At 72.4% G+C, this 16,316-nt stretch carries 14 protein-coding genes; 10 read left to right on the top strand and 4 right to left on the bottom strand.

Annotation, left to right across the window (positions count from 1 at the left end; genetic code table 11):
- Positions 1 to 34 precede the first annotated feature (34 nt).
- Entirely contained in the window at positions 35 to 856 is an 822-nt protein-coding gene (locus OO63_RS00545) for an SGNH/GDSL hydrolase family protein (RefSeq protein ID WP_030356135.1), read from the bottom strand.
- A 233-nt stretch (positions 857 to 1,089) separates the two neighbouring features.
- Between OO63_RS00545 and OO63_RS00540 the strand changes: the two genes are divergently transcribed.
- The 6 genes from OO63_RS00540 (at position 1,090) to OO63_RS00515 (ending at position 10,210) form a co-directional block, all read left to right on the top strand.
- The gene (locus OO63_RS00540) at positions 1,090 to 1,524 is read left to right on the top strand and encodes a hypothetical protein (protein ID WP_030356134.1); all 435 of its coding nucleotides are present in this window, start codon (positions 1,090 to 1,092) and stop codon (positions 1,522 to 1,524) included.
- Positions 1,525 to 1,538: 14 nt separating this feature from the next.
- Positions 1,539 to 2,642 (top strand): GNAT family N-acetyltransferase, encoded by a 1,104-nt coding sequence (locus tag OO63_RS00535; protein WP_030356133.1) that lies wholly within the window; start codon positions 1,539 to 1,541, stop codon positions 2,640 to 2,642.
- Between the two features lie 411 nt (positions 2,643 to 3,053).
- Positions 3,054 to 3,962 carry a glycosyltransferase family 2 protein gene (locus OO63_RS00530; protein ID WP_380836082.1) on the top strand — a complete coding sequence of 303 codons (909 nt, stop codon included), beginning with the start codon at positions 3,054 to 3,056 and terminating at the stop codon, positions 3,960 to 3,962.
- Positions 3,959 to 4,999, top strand: coding sequence for a glycosyltransferase family 2 protein (locus OO63_RS00525; RefSeq protein WP_234310954.1), 1,041 nt, complete (start codon positions 3,959 to 3,961; stop codon positions 4,997 to 4,999). Before OO63_RS00530 ends, OO63_RS00525 begins: the two co-directional genes overlap by 4 nt.
- Positions 4,996 to 5,799, top strand: a complete 804-nt coding sequence (locus OO63_RS00520; RefSeq protein WP_030356130.1) for a polysaccharide deacetylase family protein — start codon at positions 4,996 to 4,998, stop codon at positions 5,797 to 5,799. The genes OO63_RS00525 and OO63_RS00520 overlap by 4 nt, the downstream gene beginning before the upstream one ends.
- Positions 5,792 to 10,210, top strand: coding sequence for a lipopolysaccharide biosynthesis protein (locus tag OO63_RS00515; RefSeq protein ID WP_397622244.1), 4,419 nt, complete (start codon positions 5,792 to 5,794; stop codon positions 10,208 to 10,210). The genes OO63_RS00520 and OO63_RS00515 overlap by 8 nt, the downstream gene beginning before the upstream one ends.
- 72 nt (positions 10,211 to 10,282) lie before the next feature.
- Here the strand turns inward: OO63_RS00515 and OO63_RS00510 are convergent, their stop codons facing one another.
- On the bottom strand, positions 10,283 to 11,707 hold the full coding sequence (locus OO63_RS00510) for a GH39 family glycosyl hydrolase (RefSeq protein WP_030356128.1): 1,425 nt from the start codon (positions 11,705 to 11,707) through the stop codon (positions 10,283 to 10,285).
- Between the two features lie 130 nt (positions 11,708 to 11,837).
- On the opposite strand from OO63_RS00510, the gene OO63_RS00505 reads away from it, so the two are divergent.
- Entirely contained in the window at positions 11,838 to 12,932 is a 1,095-nt protein-coding gene (locus tag OO63_RS00505) for a DUF5925 domain-containing protein (RefSeq protein WP_030356127.1), read from the top strand.
- A gap of 51 nt (positions 12,933 to 12,983) precedes the next feature.
- Here OO63_RS00505 and OO63_RS00500 read toward each other — a convergent pair whose 3' ends face one another.
- Positions 12,984 to 13,376, bottom strand: a complete 393-nt coding sequence (locus OO63_RS00500) for a GntR family transcriptional regulator (RefSeq protein WP_030356126.1) — start codon at positions 13,374 to 13,376, stop codon at positions 12,984 to 12,986.
- 73 nt (positions 13,377 to 13,449) lie between these two features.
- On the opposite strand from OO63_RS00500, the gene OO63_RS00495 reads away from it, so the two are divergent.
- Together OO63_RS00495 and OO63_RS00490 are read left to right on the top strand one after the other, a co-directional pair.
- Positions 13,450 to 14,382 (top strand): GNAT family N-acetyltransferase, encoded by a 933-nt coding sequence (locus tag OO63_RS00495; protein WP_030356125.1) that lies wholly within the window; start codon positions 13,450 to 13,452, stop codon positions 14,380 to 14,382.
- Positions 14,363 to 14,875, top strand: a complete 513-nt coding sequence (locus tag OO63_RS00490) for a ribonuclease FAU-1 family protein (RefSeq protein WP_030356124.1) — start codon at positions 14,363 to 14,365, stop codon at positions 14,873 to 14,875. Before OO63_RS00495 ends, OO63_RS00490 begins: the two co-directional genes overlap by 20 nt.
- Positions 14,876 to 14,966: 91 nt before the next feature.
- Here the strand turns inward: OO63_RS00490 and OO63_RS43035 are convergent, their stop codons facing one another.
- Positions 14,967 to 16,016, bottom strand: coding sequence for a methyltransferase domain-containing protein (locus tag OO63_RS43035; RefSeq protein WP_078618716.1), 1,050 nt, complete (start codon positions 16,014 to 16,016; stop codon positions 14,967 to 14,969).
- A 126-nt stretch (positions 16,017 to 16,142) separates the two neighbouring features.
- Between OO63_RS43035 and OO63_RS45820 the strand changes: the two genes are divergently transcribed.
- On the top strand, positions 16,143 to 16,295 hold the full coding sequence (locus OO63_RS45820; RefSeq protein WP_087883460.1) for a hypothetical protein: 153 nt from the start codon (positions 16,143 to 16,145) through the stop codon (positions 16,293 to 16,295).
- Positions 16,296 to 16,316 lie beyond the last annotated feature (21 nt).

The raw sequence follows: 16,316 nt of genomic DNA, 5'->3' as shown, positions 1-16,316 counted from the left end.
ACCGGACGCGGGGACACCGGACTGTGACGGACCGTCAGGAGGCGGCCCCCCGGAACACCGGGAGGTAGCCGCCGGACTGGCCCGCGGCGGTCGGGTGGTAGGACTCGCCGATGTTGCCCCAGTTCACGCTGTGCAGCCACGAGTCGCCGGAGCAGATCTCGTGGTTGGTGAACGTGGTGGTGACGTCGCCGAAGGTGAAGCCGTGGTCGGCCGCGCGCTTGGCGGTGGCGGTGTTGAGGTGGTCGGCGGCGCCGTTGATGGCGCGCCGCTCGCCCTCGGTGAGACCGGCGAGACAACTGCCGCCGAGTTTGTAGAAGCGTGGGTAGCCGAGCACCACGACGCGGGCGGACGGCGCCTTGCTCCTGATCGCGGAGTAGACCTGGTTCAGCTGGCCCGGCAGCGTCGAATCCACGTACGCCTTGGCCTGGTTGACGCGCGTCACACAGCTTGATTCGGACTGCAGTACGCAGGTCGTCATCACGTCGGCGAAGCCCGCGTCGTTGCCGCCGACCGAGAGGGACACCAGTCCGGTGCCGGAGTTCAGGGGCCCCAGCTGGTTGTTCAGGACGTCACCCGTTCGGGCGCCGGAACAGGCCGTGAAGCTGAAGCTGGAGGGCGAGTTGGCGGCGGCCCACAGCGCCGGGTAGGAGCGGGTGCTGCGCTTGCAGTTCCCGCTGCCGCCGTCATAGCTGCCGGCGCCGACGCCGGAGGAGTAGGAGTCGCCGAGCGCCACATAGGCGGGGGCTGCCGCCCGGTCGTCACCGGAGTCCGCGTGCGCCGTGGCCACCCCGGTGAGGGTGCAGGCGGCGGCGAGGAGGAGCGAGGAAGCGTATGCCGTGAAACGGGACAATCTCATGGAACCTCCCTTAGCAGGATTTCTGCCTCGACAGTGGTAGCACGCACCACCCGTTGCCGATAGTGTCCATGTCAATTAATTCTTCAGTAATTCCCTTGCCCGCCAGGGCAGTTCACCGATCGGACTACAGTCCGACAACGAACATCTGCACACCCCCTCCGCATCTTGACGGGCCGCCGGATACTGAGCGACATTGAAGCCCGGCATCCGGCGCTTCGGGGGGCAAGTCGCCCATGCAGACCATCGGGATCAAGTCAGCGTCTTCCGGCACAGGACGGCCGGAGGAGGACCCTGGCGCAGAGCCGCGCCCAGCGGCGTCCACGGACCTCACACCGCTGTTCGCGGGCGTGGCCGTGACCGCCGGATGCGTCGGGGCGGCGTTCGCGCTGCTCGACCTCTCCTCGCCGCTGCGCGCCCCGTTCGTCCTCTTCTTCCTGCTCGCCGCCCCCGGCTTCGCCCTGTCCCCGTGGCTGCGCGGGCTCGACACCTGGGCCCGCGTGGTGGCCTGCGGCAGCGGGGCGCTCGTGGTCGACCTGGTGGTCGCCCAGTCGATGCTGGCGCTGCACGTGTGGTCGATCCGCGGCGGCGTCGCGGCGGTCGGCGCGCTCAGCGTGCTCGTCTTCCTGTCGGCCCTGGCGCGGCGACGGCGTCACCGCGCCCCGAGATAGACGGACGTGATGACGTGGAGGTCACCGTGCACCGCCCCGGCGAGCTCACCGCAGCCGACCGGGCGGCATGGACGGCCATGCAGTCGAAGGCTCACCTGAACGGGTCGCCCGACCTCTCGAACCCGTTCCTGGCACCGGAGTTCACCCTCGCCATGGCCCGCGTGCGGGGGAACGTGCGGGTGGCCGTCGCCAGAGAGGACGGCGAGCCCGCGGCGTACTTCCCGTTCCAGAGATCCAGAACCGGCGTGGGCCGGGCCGTCGGCCTCGGCGTCTCCGACTGCCAGGGCCTGGTGCACCGGCCCGGCTTCGAGTGGGACGCCCGGGGCCTGCTCCGCGACTGCGGGCTCGCGATGTGGGAGTTCGACCACCTCGCCGCCGGCCAGGACGCGTTCGAGACCGGCGCGTCCGGCCGGTTCGCGTCCCCCGTGATGGATCTCGACGAGGGCTACGAGGGCTATCTCGCCCGGGTCCGGGCCCGCTCCCCCAAGTTCCTCCGCTCCACCCTCGCCAAGGGCCGCAGGCTCAGCCGCGACCACGGCGAGGTGCGCTACGTGCACGACGAGCGCGACCCCGACGTGCTGCGCAGACTGATCGCCTGGAAGTCCGCGCAGTACCGCAGGACGGGCCGCAGCGACCGCTTCGCGCACGACTGGATCACGCACCTGGTGCACCAGCTCTTCCACAGCCGCGGCGACTCCTTCGCCGGCGTCCTCTCCGTCCTGTACGCCGGGGGCGCGCCGATCGCCGCGCACTTCGGCCCGCGCAGCGAGCGCGTGCTGGTGTGCTGGTTCCCGGCGTACGACCCGGACTTCGCCCGGTACTCACCGGGTCTCCTGCTGCACCTGCACATGGCCGAGGCGGCGGCCGCCGACGGCATCGCGCACATCGACCTCGGGCGTGGCCAGAAGCAGTGGAAGGACTCCCTGAAGACACGTGAACTCACGGTGTCGGAAGGGTGGGTGGCGCTGCGCCACCCCATGGCAATCGGACATCGTGTCCACCGGGCACCCGTACGGGCGCTTCGCAATACCGTCGTAGGCCGACCGGAATTGTTCGGGCCTGCAGATCGCCTGCTCAAACGCCTGGGAAAGATCAGAGCCGGGCGTCAGAACGACTAGGAAGCGCGCAGGAACCGCCAAGGAACGCCAGGGGTGATGGGTGATCCGGACACTCAGGTGGTGTCCGAAGGGAACGGTCAATTATCCGAAACCGTGAGACCCCGTTCCAGGTCTTGCCATACGGTCGCAAGCATCAATACCGTCGTACATCCACCCGCATCGGTCCATCGGCAGTCGGTCTAGGGGAGGGCTCAAGACCGCGATGGTTCCGGCGCGGGGCGCGGTAGGGGGGTGCCCGTGTCCGGTGATCGAATTCCTGCCGGATCACGTGCCGCGCAGTCATGCCAGCTCACTCGGCGTGCCCGGAAATCCATTCCGCCATGACCGCAGTGAGAATCCCCCCTTTCGAACCGGATCCACAACCGGACCGCCCGGGGGCGGGTGGTCCACCGGACGAGAGGGATCAGACTCATGAGTTCTGCTGTGCGCCCGGCCGGCCGGGGGCAAGATCCTTTAATCGAACCGTCGTCGAACGCGTCCGAAGGATCGAACGAAAAGACCGGACCAATGGAAGGGACCGCCATAGCGGGATTGCCCGCCATTCCGAGCCAGCATGAATACCGTCCGGTTTCCTCACACCTGGCGATTGCGCCACCGGTGAGCGTCGTGATTCCCGCCATGAACGAGGCGGAGAATCTTCCGTACGTGTTCAAGACGCTGCCCGAGTGGATCCACGAAGTCGTACTGGTGGACGGTAATTCCACCGACGACACCGTCGCCGTGGCCCGGGAGCTGTGGCCGGACGTGAAGGTGGTGCGCCAGCTCGGCAAGGGCAAGGGCGACGCCCTCATCACGGGCTTCGAGGCCTGCACCGGCGACATCATCGTGATGGTCGACGCGGACGGCTCCGCGGACGGCCACGAGATCGTCAGCTACGTCTCCGCCCTCGTCTCGGGCGCCGACTTCGCCAAGGGCTCCCGCTTCGCCAACGGCGGCGGCACCGACGACATGACCTTCATCCGCAAGCTCGGCAACCACGTCCTGTGCTCCGTGGTCAACGCCAAGTTCGGCGCCCGCTACACCGACCTGTGCTACGGCTACAACGCCTTCTGGCGGCACTGCCTCGACAAGATCGAACTCGACTGCACCGGCTTCGAGGTCGAGACGCTGATGAACATCCGCGTCGTCAAGGCGGGGCTCAAGGTGCAGGAGATCCCGAGCCACGAGTATCTGCGCATCCACGGCGTGAGCAACCTCAGCGCCGTGCGCGACGGACTGCGCGTGCTCAAGGTGATCCTGACCGAGCGCTCCAACAAGCGGACGCAGCGCCAGGGTTCGCGCACCACCGCCCAGCCGCGCCACCAGGGAGAGGCTTCTTGATCTCCATCTCGGTGGTCGTGTGCGCGTACACCGAGGACCGCTGGGAGGACATCCTCGCAGCGGTCGCCTCGGTGCGCGCGCAGTCCCACACCGCCCACGAGACCCTGCTCGTGGTCGACCACAACACGCCTCTCCTGGACCGCCTCGCCAAGGAGTTCAAGGAGACACAGGGAGTGCGGGTGCTCGCCAACGCGGGCCCCCGCGGCCTGTCCGCGGGCCGCAACACCGGCATCGCCGAGTCCAGCGGCGAGATCATCGCCTTCCTCGACGACGACGCCGTCGCCGAGCGGGACTGGCTGCGCCACTTCGCCGCCGGGTACGAGGACCCGCGGGTCCTCGCCGTGGGCGGACGCACGCTGCCCGCCTGGGAGTCGGGCCGCCGGCCCCGCTGGTTCCCCGAGGAGTTCGACTGGGTCGTCGGGTGCATGTACCGGGGCCACCCGACGGGCCGCGTCCCGGTACGCAACGTGCTCGGCGGCAACGCCTCCTTCCGGCGCACCGCCTTCGAGATCGCGGGCGGCTTCGCCACCGGCATCGGGCGCGACGGCGACAAGCGCCCGCTGGGCTGCGAGGAGACGGAGCTGTGCATCCGGCTCACCCGCGCCCGCCCCGACGCCGTGCTGCTCATCGACGACCGCGCGGTCATCCACCACCGGGTGCCCGCGGCCCGGGAGCGGTTCGGCTACTTCCGCACCCGCGCCTACGCGGAGGGCCTGTCCAAGGCCCTGGTGTCCCGGAGCGTCGGCGCCGACAAGGGCCTGGAGTCCGAGCGCCGCTACGCCACCCGGGTGCTCCCGGCCGGTGTCGGCCGCGGGCTGCGGGACGCGGTGCTCGCGCGCCCCGGCGGCGCCGGGCGCGCGGGGGCGATCGTCGCGGGCGTGATGGCGGCGGCCGGTGGGTACGTCGTCGGGAGCGTCCGGGCACGGCGTGCGGGGGCGACCTTCGCCGTCGTCGACGTGACCGGCCCGGCCCCCGCCACGCGGGGCACCGAGGGCACCCGGGGCACGGGGACGAGAGGCGGTGAGGGCGGAAGATGAGCACCGGCGGGATACCGATCCTGATGTATCACGCGGTCGCCCCGCACCCGAACGAGGCGACCCACGACCTGTCCGTCTCGCCCGAGGCGTTCGCGGAGCAGATGGAGGTGGTGCGCGCCCTCGGCTGCACCCCGCTCACCACCTCCCAACTGGCCTGGCACTGGCGTCAACCCGGGCGCCCACTGCCGACCCGGCCGGTCCTGATCACCTTCGACGACGGCTACGAGGGCGTGCACCGGCACGCCCTCCCGGCGCTCGCCCGGCACGGCTTCAGCTCGACGCTGTTCGTGGCGACGGGCTGGCTGCCGGGGAAGTACGACACGGGCGGCGGCCTCGACACCATGCTCGCCTGGGACCAGGTGCGCGAACTGGCCGCGGCCGGCACGGAGATCGGGGGGCACAGCCATACGCATCCGCAGCTGGACCAGCTCTCCGACGACGCGCTCTGGTTCGAGCTGGTGCGCTGCCGTGAGATCCTCGCCGATGAACTCGGCACCCCGCCGGTGTCGTTCGCCTACCCCTACGGCTACTCGAGCCGCCGGGTGCGGCGCGCGGTCCGCGGCGCCGGGTTCAGCCAGTCCCTCGCCGTGGGCAACGGCCTGGCGCGGCGCTGCCAGGGCCCGTACGCGCTGCGGCGGGTGACGGTGCGGCGCAGCACCCGGATCGGGGAGTTCGAGCAGCTGCTGCTCGGCCGCTCGATCGCCCGGTCCTTCGCCAGGGACCGGGTGCTCAGCAAGGGATACGCCATAGTCCGCAGAGCCCGACAAGCCCGCCGGAAGGCAGCTCGCCCCCGTGTCTGACACGACCACCGCACAGGCAGCGGTCACCGGGACCGACGCACAGACCGACGGCACACCGCCGGCCGGCAAGTGCCGCAGGGCCCGGAGAATACGGCTGCCCGGGGCGGGGCGGAGCGGCGGCGGGAGCCCGTTGTTCCGCAACGCCTACGCGCTCATGCTCAACACCGGAATCTCCGGTCTGCTCGGCCTCGGTTTCTGGCTGGCCGCCGCCCGCTACTACTCGGAGTCGGCGGTCGGCCAGGGCTCGGCGGCCATCGCGGCGATGAAGCTCCTCGCGGGCATCACCGCCGTGACGCTCATGGGCGCGCTCGCGCGCTTCATCCCCGTGGCGGGCCGCGCCACGGGCAAGCTCATCTTCCGTACGTACGCGATGAGTTCCGTCGTCGTCGCGTGCGCGGCCCTGGCCTTCCTGGCCACGCTGGGGCTGTGGGGTCCTTCGTACCGCTTCCTGCACGGTCCCGTGGCCGGAGTGTGCTTCGTCGGCGCGGTGGTGGCGTGGTCGCTCCTGACGCTCCAGGACGGGGTGCTCACCGGGCTGCGGAACGCGCTGTGGGTGCCGGTCGGCAACACGGTGTTCTCCGTCGTGAAGCTCGGGCTCCTGATCGTCTTCGCGGCGGCCATACCGACGGCCGGGGTGTTCGTGTCGTGGGTGGCCGCCATCGCCTTCTCGGTGGTGCCGCTCGGCTGGCTGGTCTTCCGGCGGCTCGTGCCGCGCCATGTGCGGGCCACCGAGGGCAGGTCCACACCGCCGACGCTGCGCGAGATGGGGCGCTTCCTCGCCGGTGACTACACCGGTTCGCTGTGCTCGCTCGCGGTGGTCTATCTGGTGCCGGTGATCGTGGCCGCGCAGGTCAGCTCCGCCGACAACGCGTACTTCTACATCGCGACGACCATCGGCGGCACCACCAACCTGCTCGCCATCAACATGGGCGCGTCCCTGACCGTCGAGGGCGCGCACGACCCGGCGCGGCTCGCCGCCAACACCCGTGCGGCGCTGCGCCGGATGGCGCGGATCATGATCCCGGTGTGCGGGATCCTCTTCGTGGGGGCGCCGTACATCCTGCACGTGTTCGGCGCGGGCTATTCGGAGGCGGCCACTCCGCTGCTGCGCTGGTTCGCGGTGGGTGCACTCCTTCGGGTGGTCATGGAGACGTACTTCGCCGTCCTGCGCGCGCAGAGCCGGACCTCCGGACTCGCCTGGCTGCAGGGCCTGCTGTGCGTGCTCGTGCTCGGCCTGACGCTGCTGCTGCTCCCCCGGATGGGGCTGACCGGCGCGGGCGTCGCGGAGATCTCCAGCCTCGCGGTGATCGTGGCGATCGCGGCTCCGAAGCTGTACGCCATCACGCGCGCGGCCCCGGCCGCCGAACGCGCCGCACCCGACGGGGACCTGGCGGACCTCGGCACCCGGGACGTGCCCGCGGCGGCCACCGTCGAGCTCACCCCGCAGCGGCCCGCCGACAGACAGCGGCGGCACGGGCCCGCGTGGGCGCTGCGCGAGTCCCTGGACTCCGACACACTTCAACTGGCGGTCCAGATCGACGTGGAGCATCAGGAGCGCCGCCCGGACGTGCGTCCGGGACCGACGGCACGAGGGCCCGTGGGAGCGGGCAAGGGGGACGACATGGAGGGGCACCGGCCCACCTGGGCGGCCCGGTCGGCGCGCACGACGCCCGCCGCCGGGGCGCGCGTGGTGCTGCCGCCGGAGGCGGACGGGACGGAGCGGGGGGCGGGCTCGCAGGGGTCCGCCGCGGAGCGGCCCGCGTCGGACGGGGCAGAGCTGCCGGAGAGCGCGGAGCGGCCCCGGGGGTCGGAGCGGTTCGACGGGTCGGGGAGCTGTGGCTCGTCCGGGTCGGCGTCGGTCGCGGAGTCCATGGGCGGGACGGGCCGGGTCGGCGCGGGGAGCCCCTCGGAGGCGGCGGGTCGCACGGAGGACGCAGCGGGTCGCGCGGAGGCGGAGCGCCGTGCCGAGGCAGGGAGCCATGCCGAGGCAGGGAGCCATGCCGAGGCCGCGAGCCGTCCCGACGTGGAGGACCGTCCCGACCCGGTGAGTTGGCCCGACGCCGTGGGTCACCCCGAGACCGAGATCTGGCCCGACGCCGTGGGTCACCCCGGCACCGAGATCTGGCCCGACGCCGCAGGACACCCCGACACCGAGACCAGCCTCGACCCGATGAGCCTGCCCGTGAAGGAGCCCTGGCCGACCGTGGCCGACCCGAAGGCGCCCCCCGTCGCCGTGCCCCCGCCCACGGCCGGTGCACCCGCCACGCCATCCGCGACACCTCCCGCCACACCGCCCGGCACCGGCCCGGCCGCCACCGGACCGTCCGACCCGCCGTCCCCGGCCGCCGCTCCCCCGGACCGCCCGGCCGCCGCGTCCGCGCCGCCGGCACGCCCGCCCCGGACCACCCGCAAGACCCTCGCACTCGGCCTCCTGCTGCTCGTCGCCCTCGGCCTGTACTGGGTCCCGGCGTTCGGGCTCGACGAGGGTGACCTCGACCGGATGGGCGGGCTCGGGCTCATCTCCGTGCTGCCGCTGCCGACGCTGGTCGGCGCCGCGCTGCTCGTGGGCGTGTTCGCGGCGCTGCTGTGGCTGGAGCGGCAGAACCGCTGGCTGCTCCTGCTGACCCTGGTCGCCACCGTCGTGTCCCTGCACGCGCTGCCCGCCGTCATCGAGACCGAACCGCGGTTCGCGACGGCCTGGCAGCACCTGGGCTTCATCGAGTACATCGACCGGACCGGCACGGCGGTGCCGGACCTGGACGCGCGCTGGAGCTGGCCCGGCTTCTTCGCCGCCGCCACGTTCCTCGCCGAGGCGTGCGGCGTCTCGGACCTGACCGAGGTCATCCGCTGGTGGCCGACGGTCATCCAACTCCTCTATCTGGCCCCGATGCTGCTGCTCACGCGCTCGCTGCGGGCGAGCTGGCGCGCCAAGTGGGCCGGTCTCTGGATCTTCGTCCTGAGCGGCTGGGTCGGCCAGGACTACTTCTCGCCGCAGGGCTTCACGTATCTGCTGTACATCGCGTTCGTGGCGATCCTGCTCGTGTGGTTCCGCGCGCCGCGCGTGATCTGGACGAAGCTGCGGCCGGGCGAGGCCGAGGTCGAGCCCGCCGACCGCCGTCAGCAGGCGGTGCTCCTCGTCGTGCTCCTCGGGCTCTTCGCGGGCACGGTGCCCGCGCACCAGCTCACGCCGTTCGTGATGCTCGGCGTCCTCACCGCCCTGGTCCTGCTGCGCCGCTGCGAGCTGCGTGGCCTTCCGCTGCTGTGCGGCGTCATGGTCGCCGTCTGGCTGGGCTTCTTCGCCGAGCCGTACTGGTCGGGGCACTTCGACGAGCTCTTCGGCGGCGTCGGCGGCGTCGGCGGCAATGTGTCGTCGTCGGTGTCCGGCCGGATCGAGGGCGGCAGCTCGACGCACAAGCTGGTGCTCTACGTCCGGGTGGCGCTCGCCGGTGGCGTGATGGCGCTGGCCTGCTTCGGCTGGCTGCGCAGGCGTCGGCACAAGTACCGCGAGGTGTCGCTGCTCGTCCTCACCTTCGTGCCGTTCCTCGGCTTCGGCATGCAGTCGTACGGCGGCGAGATGGCGCTGCGCGTCTTCATGTTCGCGCTGCCCGGCGCCGCGCTGCTCGCCGCGCTCGCGCTGTTCCCGCGCACCGGTGCCACGCCGAAGGAGCGCGACCGGGACAAGGTGAGCCTCGCGCCCCTCGCCGCGCTGCTCGCGGGTCTCGTCCTGGTGGGCGGCTTCCTGGTGGCGCGCTGGGGCAATGAGCCCTTCGAGCGGATCAGGACCGGCGAGGTCGCCGCCATGGAGTACGTGTACGCCCACGACGACCCCACGGTGCGGCTGCTGTGGATGAGCAACGACACCGTCAACAACGTGACGCCCGCGATCCCCTGGGGCGCGCGGGACGCGGAGAAGGTCGAGTACGTGCCGACGCTCGCGCCGCCCGACCCCGTCCTGGTGTCCGGCCTGGTGAAGGCGCTCAAGGACGCGGGCCCCAACTCGTACCTCATGATCAACCGCAGCCAGACCGTCTACCTCCAGATGGACACCGGCTATCCGGCGAACTGGGACACCCGACTCGCCCGCAACCTCGACAAGCGCCCGGAGCTGAAGAAGGTCTACGGCAACGCCGACGCGAGCCTGTACGCGCTGCGCCAGCAGCCGGAAGGGCCGGTCGCCGCGGCCGACCCGGGCGCCGTGGGCCCGAAGGTGACGTGGACGCCGTGGACGGTGGTGGGCGCCTTCGCGGTGCTCGCGCTGATCGCGCTGCTCGCGGTGCGCGAGGTGGTGCGGGTCGCGGCGGCGCCCGGCGTGGGTCAGCAGCGCTGGCTGCAGAGCAGCTTCTGGTTCTCGCTGCCGCTGCTCGCGGTGTTCGTGGCGTCGCTGCTCCAGCGGTTCCTGACGATGGCGTAGGGCGGGTGCGCGGTGGCGGGATGTGGCGGGGCCGGGTGCGCGGGGCTCACGCGGTGAGGTGGCTGAAGCGGCTCACCGGCTCAGCCACCTCACCTCGTACCCGGCCATGTCGAACCGCTTGCCGTCGACCTTCGCACTGATCTTCCGGTCGAGGGTGTTGACCACGAGCACGGTCTTGTCGTCGGCGAGCACGCGGACGTTCGGCGCGTCGTCCTCGGCGACGTCCACCTTCTCGTAGCGGGTGCCGGGCGGGAAGGCGTCGGAGAAGCGGGCGAGGAGGTCCAGCATGGGCTTCTCGCGGCCGCCGTCGGCGCTCTGTGTGGGGCTCCACAGACAGCCCGCGCAACTGCCCTCGCGCTTCTGCGGGTTCCAGTAGAAGCCGCTGGTCGCGCCGCCGCGGGCCATCGCCATCAGGCCGGAGGCGTGCACGGCAACCCGGCGCTCCTCGGCCCAGTCGTCGCGGTTGTCCTGCCGGTCGCCGGGCTCCACGTAGTACTCGGCCCACCACAGCGGCAGGCCGCCGGTCTGCTCGCGCACCCAGCGGCCGACGGCCGTGAACTTGTCGGTGGCACCGAACTCGTCGGGCAGCAGCTCGTCGTCCTCGGTGTAGCTGGCGCCGTCGACGACCACGAAGTCGGCGCCGTCCTTGTGCTTGTTCCAGTACCTGAAGGCGTCGAGGGACCGCTTGTCGAGGCGGCCCCACGGACCCTCGACGTCGTCCGACCCGCCGTCGGAACCGCGCGGGTCGACGCTGTCGATGACCAGGTAGGGGCCGCCGACCTGGATGTCCTTGTTGACCTGCTTCAGGGCCTTGTAGACGAGGTTGTAGAACTTGGTGTAGCCCTCGTAGTCCCAGCGGGCCTCGGCGGAGTTCCAGAAGCCCTTGAACTCGTTCCAGACGAGGAAGTGCCGCACGTCGGGGTAGCGCTTGGCGACGGTCGCCGCGAGGGCCGCGTAGTCGTCGAAGTGCTCCGGCCGGGGCGCGGTCTCCAGGGAGTCCTGGCTCCAGTCCGTGTTGTCGGAGCCCGACTTGCCGCCCTTCATCCAGTCCGGGGCGCAGCACAGGGTGACCACCGGCGTGCCCTTGGTGGCGCGGATGAAGTCCATCCGGTGGTCCATCGCCTCGAAGTCGTAGCGCCCCTTGACCGGCTCGGGGTTGCCCGCGCCCCAGCCCATGACGTGCTGGATCTGCGGCAGCGGGCGCGGCCGGTCGGCGAGCAGCTTCTGGAGGCGGCCGACGGCCGCGTCGTCTCCTTCGTTGCCGCTGTACTGCGTGTGGGTGAAGCCCCAGCCCACCTCGGGCCGTGCGTCGCCGTTCGTCGGGGCGGGTGTGCCGTACACCTTGTCGCCGTCCGGAGTCGTGCCCGCCGTGCTGCCGCGCTCCCCATCGGGCAGCGTGAGCATGGTCAGGACCAGGGCCAGCGCGGCCATCGCCACGCCGACGAGGGCGGTGAGACGCCACCGCCGTGCATCGCCTTGCCACCCATGACGTCCCATCACGGGCAAGGGTATCGGCGCACCCCCGCGGTGGGGGCGGTTCCGCGCGACAGCCGGCTCCACGGCGCGCGGGGCGGCGCACTGGGGAAACCGCGTGCACGGAAGCGCACCCGTGACGGATCATGGCGGCATGTCTGCGAACCCTCAGGACGCCCTGCCGATCCGGCTCAACGTCGACGACAGCGACTCCCCGTCCGACGTCGTGGACGCGCTGTTCCTCGGCCGCTTCGCGACGGGCGAGCAGCCGTTCTCGCACAGCGCCAACATCGACCGCGTGAAGCCCGGCTCCGAGCTGCTTCCGCCCGGCGCGACGGTGCTGCGGGCCGCCCGCGACGACGACCGCAGCGCCACGCTCGCCGAGGGCGAGGGGTGGACGCTGCTGGTGTCCCGGTGGAACCGCGGCGCGGACGTCACGGTCACGGCCACCTCGGCCGAGCTGGCCGAGCGGGTCCTCAAGGAGGCCACGGACGGGGCGCAGGACGACCCCGAGCCGCAGCCGGAGAACGTCACCATGGGGTTCTGGTACGTCTCGCCGCGGCGCGGGCCGCACCGCACGACCCGGCAGATCTCCGCGGGGACGTGGGACGAGGTGCGGGAGAACTACACCGCGCCGGTCGCCGACGCCATGGACAAGCTGATGAAGACCACGCCGGAGGACATCTCGGGGCGCCTGCTGCTCCTGCACGGGCCGCCCGGCACCGGCAAGACGTCCGCGCTGCGCACGCTCGCGCGGTCCTGGCGCGACTGGTGCCAGGTGGACTGCGTCCTCGACCCGGAGCGGCTGTTCACCGACGTCGGCTATCTGATGGACATCGCCATCGGTGAGGACGACGGCACGGCGAAGGGGCGCTGGCGGCTGCTGCTCCTGGAGGACTGCGACGAGCTGATCCGGGGTGAGGCCAAGCACACGGCGGGGCAGGCCCTGTCCCGGCTCCTCAACCTCACGGACGGGCTGCTCGGCCAGGGGCGCAACGTCCTCGTCGGTGTCACCACCAACGAGGACCTGGAGCGTCTCCACCCGGCCGTGGTGCGGCCCGGGCGCTGCCTCGCCCGCATCGAGGTCGGCCCCCTCACCCTCACCGAGTCCGTCGACTGGCTCGGGACCTCCGAGGGTGTCTCCCGGGAGGGCGCGACCCTCGCCGAGCTGTACGCCCTGCGGCGGGGGCAGTCGCCGACCGCGCTGCCGTCCGCCCGGGACGGGGCCGACGCGGGTCTGTACCTGTAGGCGTCCAGGCGTCACCTGTAGGCGTCGAGGCGTCCGCGGCGGCCCCCGGGTTCAGCCCGCCGAGCCGTACGCCGCGCGCAGCGCGTCCCGGACGGCGGACGCCGCGTCCTCCTCGGCGAGGCCGAGGCGCCGTACCCGCTCCGCGTAGGCCTGCGCGGCGGACGCGGCGGCCTTGGCGGCCGCGTCCCCGGCGGCGGCCACGAACGTCCCGTTGCGGCCCCGGGTCTCGATCACCCCGTCCTCCTCCAGCGCCCGGTAGGCCTTGGCGACGGTGTTCGCGGCGAGCCCGAGCCCCTCGGCGAGCCCTCGCACGGTGGGCAGCTTGTAGCCCACCGGGAGGCTCCCGCTCCGGGCCTGCGCGGCGATCTGCGCGCGTACCTGTTCGTAGGGCGCGGCCGCGGCCCGCCCCTCCGTGCCCTCATCGATCACGATCTTCAGCGTCACGCGGCGATTGTCCCGCACCGCGCGCGGCAAAAAGGAGAGGCGGCTCCCGCGCACCCCGACTACCGTCCGGCCCATGACAGAAGTCCTGGTCCGGGCCCTGCGCCCCGACGATCCCGCGGACACCTCCGCGTTCGCGGCGGTCCGCCGCGTCTGCGTGCCCGCCATGCTGGCCACATCCGCGTCCGTCGCGTTCGACGCGGCGCACGCCCATCCCGACGCGCACTACCTGCAGTTGGTCGCGGAGGTGGACGGCGAGGTGGTCGGCACCGCGCAGACCGGCGTGGCGTACGACAGCCCGGAGCCGGGCCAGAGTTTCGCCAACGTCTATGTCCACCCGGGGCGCAGGGGCGCGGGCGCGGGCTCGCTCCTGGTCCGCACGGCGGAGGAGTACCTGGCGGGCAAGGGTGCGACGACCGTGTACTCCTGGGTCCTCGACAGCGAGGAGAACCGCGCGTTCGCCGCGCGCCGCGGCTACCGCGCGAGCCGGTCCGCGCACTTCCTCCGCCTCGACCTGGTGAACGGCGAGCTGCCTCCCCTCGCGGCGCCGCCGTCCGGCGTGGAGCTGCGCGGCGGCGCCGAGTTCGCCGCCGACCCGCGTCCTCTCTTCGACCTGGACGCGGAGACGGTCGCGGACGAACCGAGCGACGTGGCGGCGGAGTTCACCGACTACGAGCACTGGCTGGCCGAGACCTGGCACCATCCGCTGGTCGACCAGGAGCTGACGACGGTGGCCGTGGTGGACGGGCGGCCGGCGGCGTTCAGCCTGGCCCGCACGGACGACGCCGCGCGGTACGCGAGCGGGATGACGGGCACGGCGCGGGCGCACCGCGGCCGGGGGCTCGCCAAGCTGGCGAAGAACGACTCGCTGCACCGGGCGCGGGCCGCCGGGTTCAGGGAGGCGTTCACCGGCAACGACGCGGGCAACGAGCCGATGCTCGCGATCAACAGGTGGTTCGGCTACGAGATCTGTGACACGGAGGTACGTCATGTCCGCACCCTCGGCTGAGCCGGCGCCCGCCACCGACGTGGAGGTCGTCCTCCGCAAGGCGGGCCGCACGAAGATCCGCTATCCGGCACGGCTCCTGTCGGACGACGGCACCCGCGTCACGGTGCGGGCGCCCTGGGCGGGCGCGGGCGTACGGGACTTCGGCTTCGTCCGCTTCGAGCCCGGCGACGTGTTCGTCGAGCACTTCTGGCGCGACCGCTGGTACGCCGTGAAGGAGGTGTACGCGGCCGACGGGACGCTCAAGGGCTGGTACTGCGACGTGACCCGCCCGGCCGTGCGCGACGGCGCCGTCCTGACGGTGGAGGACCTCGACCTGGACCTCTGGTGCTCGGCGGACGGCACCACGGTCCTCCGCCTGGACGAGGACGAGTTCGCCGCGAGCCCCCTCCCCACCACGGACCCGTCCGCGGCAGCGGCGGCCATGGCGGCCCTGGACGACTTGGAGCAACTGGCCGAGGAGGGCGACAACTTCCCCCGGACCCACCCGTCCTGATACCCCGGGTGCGCCCCTTGGCGCCGCACCCCTGCCGCCGCCGGATCGGCCTCCGGCCTCGTCCTCGATCGCCGGACGGGCTTTCCCCCGCTCACGCCCCCGCTTCCGGCAGCGCCACCAGCTCCACCTCGTACCCCTGCGTGTCCTCCAGATACGCCGCGCACTGCCCCTCTCCCCCGGCGTGCGGATACCGGTCCGCGTACAGCGGGGACCAGCCGTGGCCGGGGGCGAGCGCGACCAGCCGGTCGAGCTCGGCCCGGTCGGCCACGTGGAAGGCCAGGTGGTTCATCCCGGGGGCCCGGCGTTCGTGCGGTCCTTGGCGGAGGTCGGGCGACTCCTCCAGGACGAGGTAGGCGTCGCCGCGCCGCCAGCTCCGGCCCCGCTCCCAGACCTGTTCACGGACGTGCCCCAGCTCGCCGAGCAGCCAGCCCCAGGAGGCCTCCGCGGCCTTCAGGTCGGGCACCCACAGCTCCACGTGGTGCAGGGCGCCCGGGAGCGGCGGGCGCCGGACGTCGCGCGCCGTCGTCCCCACCACCACGTACCTCTCGTCGTCGACCGCCCTCCCCCACAGGCGCGCGTCCCCCGACAGGCGCTCCGTGTGCGTGTGGGGGACCAAGGGGGTCAGGGAGCGTATGAGGGCGGGGGCGGGGATGCCCACGGGGCTGACGGTGCCCCACACGCCCTCGATGAGGACGAGGCGGCCGCCGGGGCGCAGGAGGGTGTGCCAGTGGCGCAGGACGGCGTCCGGGTCCGGGAGCGTCCACAGGACGTGGCGGGCGAGGATCGCGTCGAAGCGGTGGTCGCCGACGGGGGGCCGGGCCGCGTCGCCCACGAGGACGCGGGCGTCGTGGGCGGTGAGCTTCGCGCGGGCGCGGGTGGCCATCTCCGGGGAGAGGTCGACTGCGGTGACGCGGTGTCCCTGTTCGGCGGCGAGGAGTGCGAGGCTGCCGGTGCCGCAGCCCACGTCCAGGACGTCGCCCGGGGTGTCCGGCAGCCAGTCGGTGAGGCGGTCGGCCCAGGCCGCGCGCACCGACGGGTCGCGCAGGCCGTGGTCCGGCTCGTCGTCGAACGCGGCGGCCCGCGCGTCCCAGTCGATGGCGAGACCGTCATCTCCCGCCCGATTGCCCACGTCAAAGCTCATGCGCCGAGCGTGACACACGCCACTGACAATCGGCCCGCGATGAGAAACGCTCCGCGGACTGGTCTACCGCTGTGTCACCGAGCTCTTCGGTGGGTACGGCACGACGAGGTAGGCAGGGAGGCCGTCATGCGCCGAGTGACCGTGCACAAGACCGTCGAGAAGTCCGCCGCGCGCCGCGCGAGGGAGAGCCGGGAGGCCCGCGAGGGCGCCCAGGGGCTGCCCCGCGAGCGCCCCGAGGTCCGCAGAGACGTCCTGCGCGTCTGGTGGCCCACCGAGTAGCCCGGGGCGGGCGCCCTCTTC

This window comes from Streptomyces alboflavus (assembly GCF_000716675.1).
Classification (GTDB): domain Bacteria; phylum Actinomycetota; class Actinomycetes; order Streptomycetales; family Streptomycetaceae; genus Streptomyces; species Streptomyces alboflavus.
This window is presented reverse-complemented; position numbering and strand designations above follow the sequence as displayed.

Bases quoted from the DNA above. Each gene is read 5' to 3' on its own strand.
- OO63_RS00505 (WP_030356127.1), top strand. From the start codon at position 11,838: ATGTCTGCGAACCCTCAGGACGCCCTGCCGATCCGGCTCAACGTCGAC.
- OO63_RS00490 (WP_030356124.1), top strand. From the start codon at position 14,363: ATGTCCGCACCCTCGGCTGAGCCGGCGCCCGCCACCGACGTGGAGGTC.
- OO63_RS00495 (WP_030356125.1), top strand. From the start codon at position 13,450: ATGACAGAAGTCCTGGTCCGGGCCCTGCGCCCCGACGATCCCGCGGAC.
- OO63_RS00530 (WP_380836082.1), top strand. From the start codon at position 3,054: ATGAGTTCTGCTGTGCGCCCGGCCGGCCGGGGGCAAGATCCTTTAATC.
- OO63_RS00540 (WP_030356134.1), top strand. From the start codon at position 1,090: ATGCAGACCATCGGGATCAAGTCAGCGTCTTCCGGCACAGGACGGCCG.
- OO63_RS00520 (WP_030356130.1), top strand. From the start codon at position 4,996: ATGAGCACCGGCGGGATACCGATCCTGATGTATCACGCGGTCGCCCCG.
- OO63_RS00545 (WP_030356135.1), bottom strand. From the start codon at position 856: ATGAGATTGTCCCGTTTCACGGCATACGCTTCCTCGCTCCTCCTCGCC.
- OO63_RS43035 (WP_078618716.1), bottom strand. From the start codon at position 16,016: ATGAGCTTTGACGTGGGCAATCGGGCGGGAGATGACGGTCTCGCCATC.
- OO63_RS45820 (WP_087883460.1), top strand. From the start codon at position 16,143: ATGCGCCGAGTGACCGTGCACAAGACCGTCGAGAAGTCCGCCGCGCGC.
- OO63_RS00510 (WP_030356128.1), bottom strand. From the start codon at position 11,707: ATGGGACGTCATGGGTGGCAAGGCGATGCACGGCGGTGGCGTCTCACC.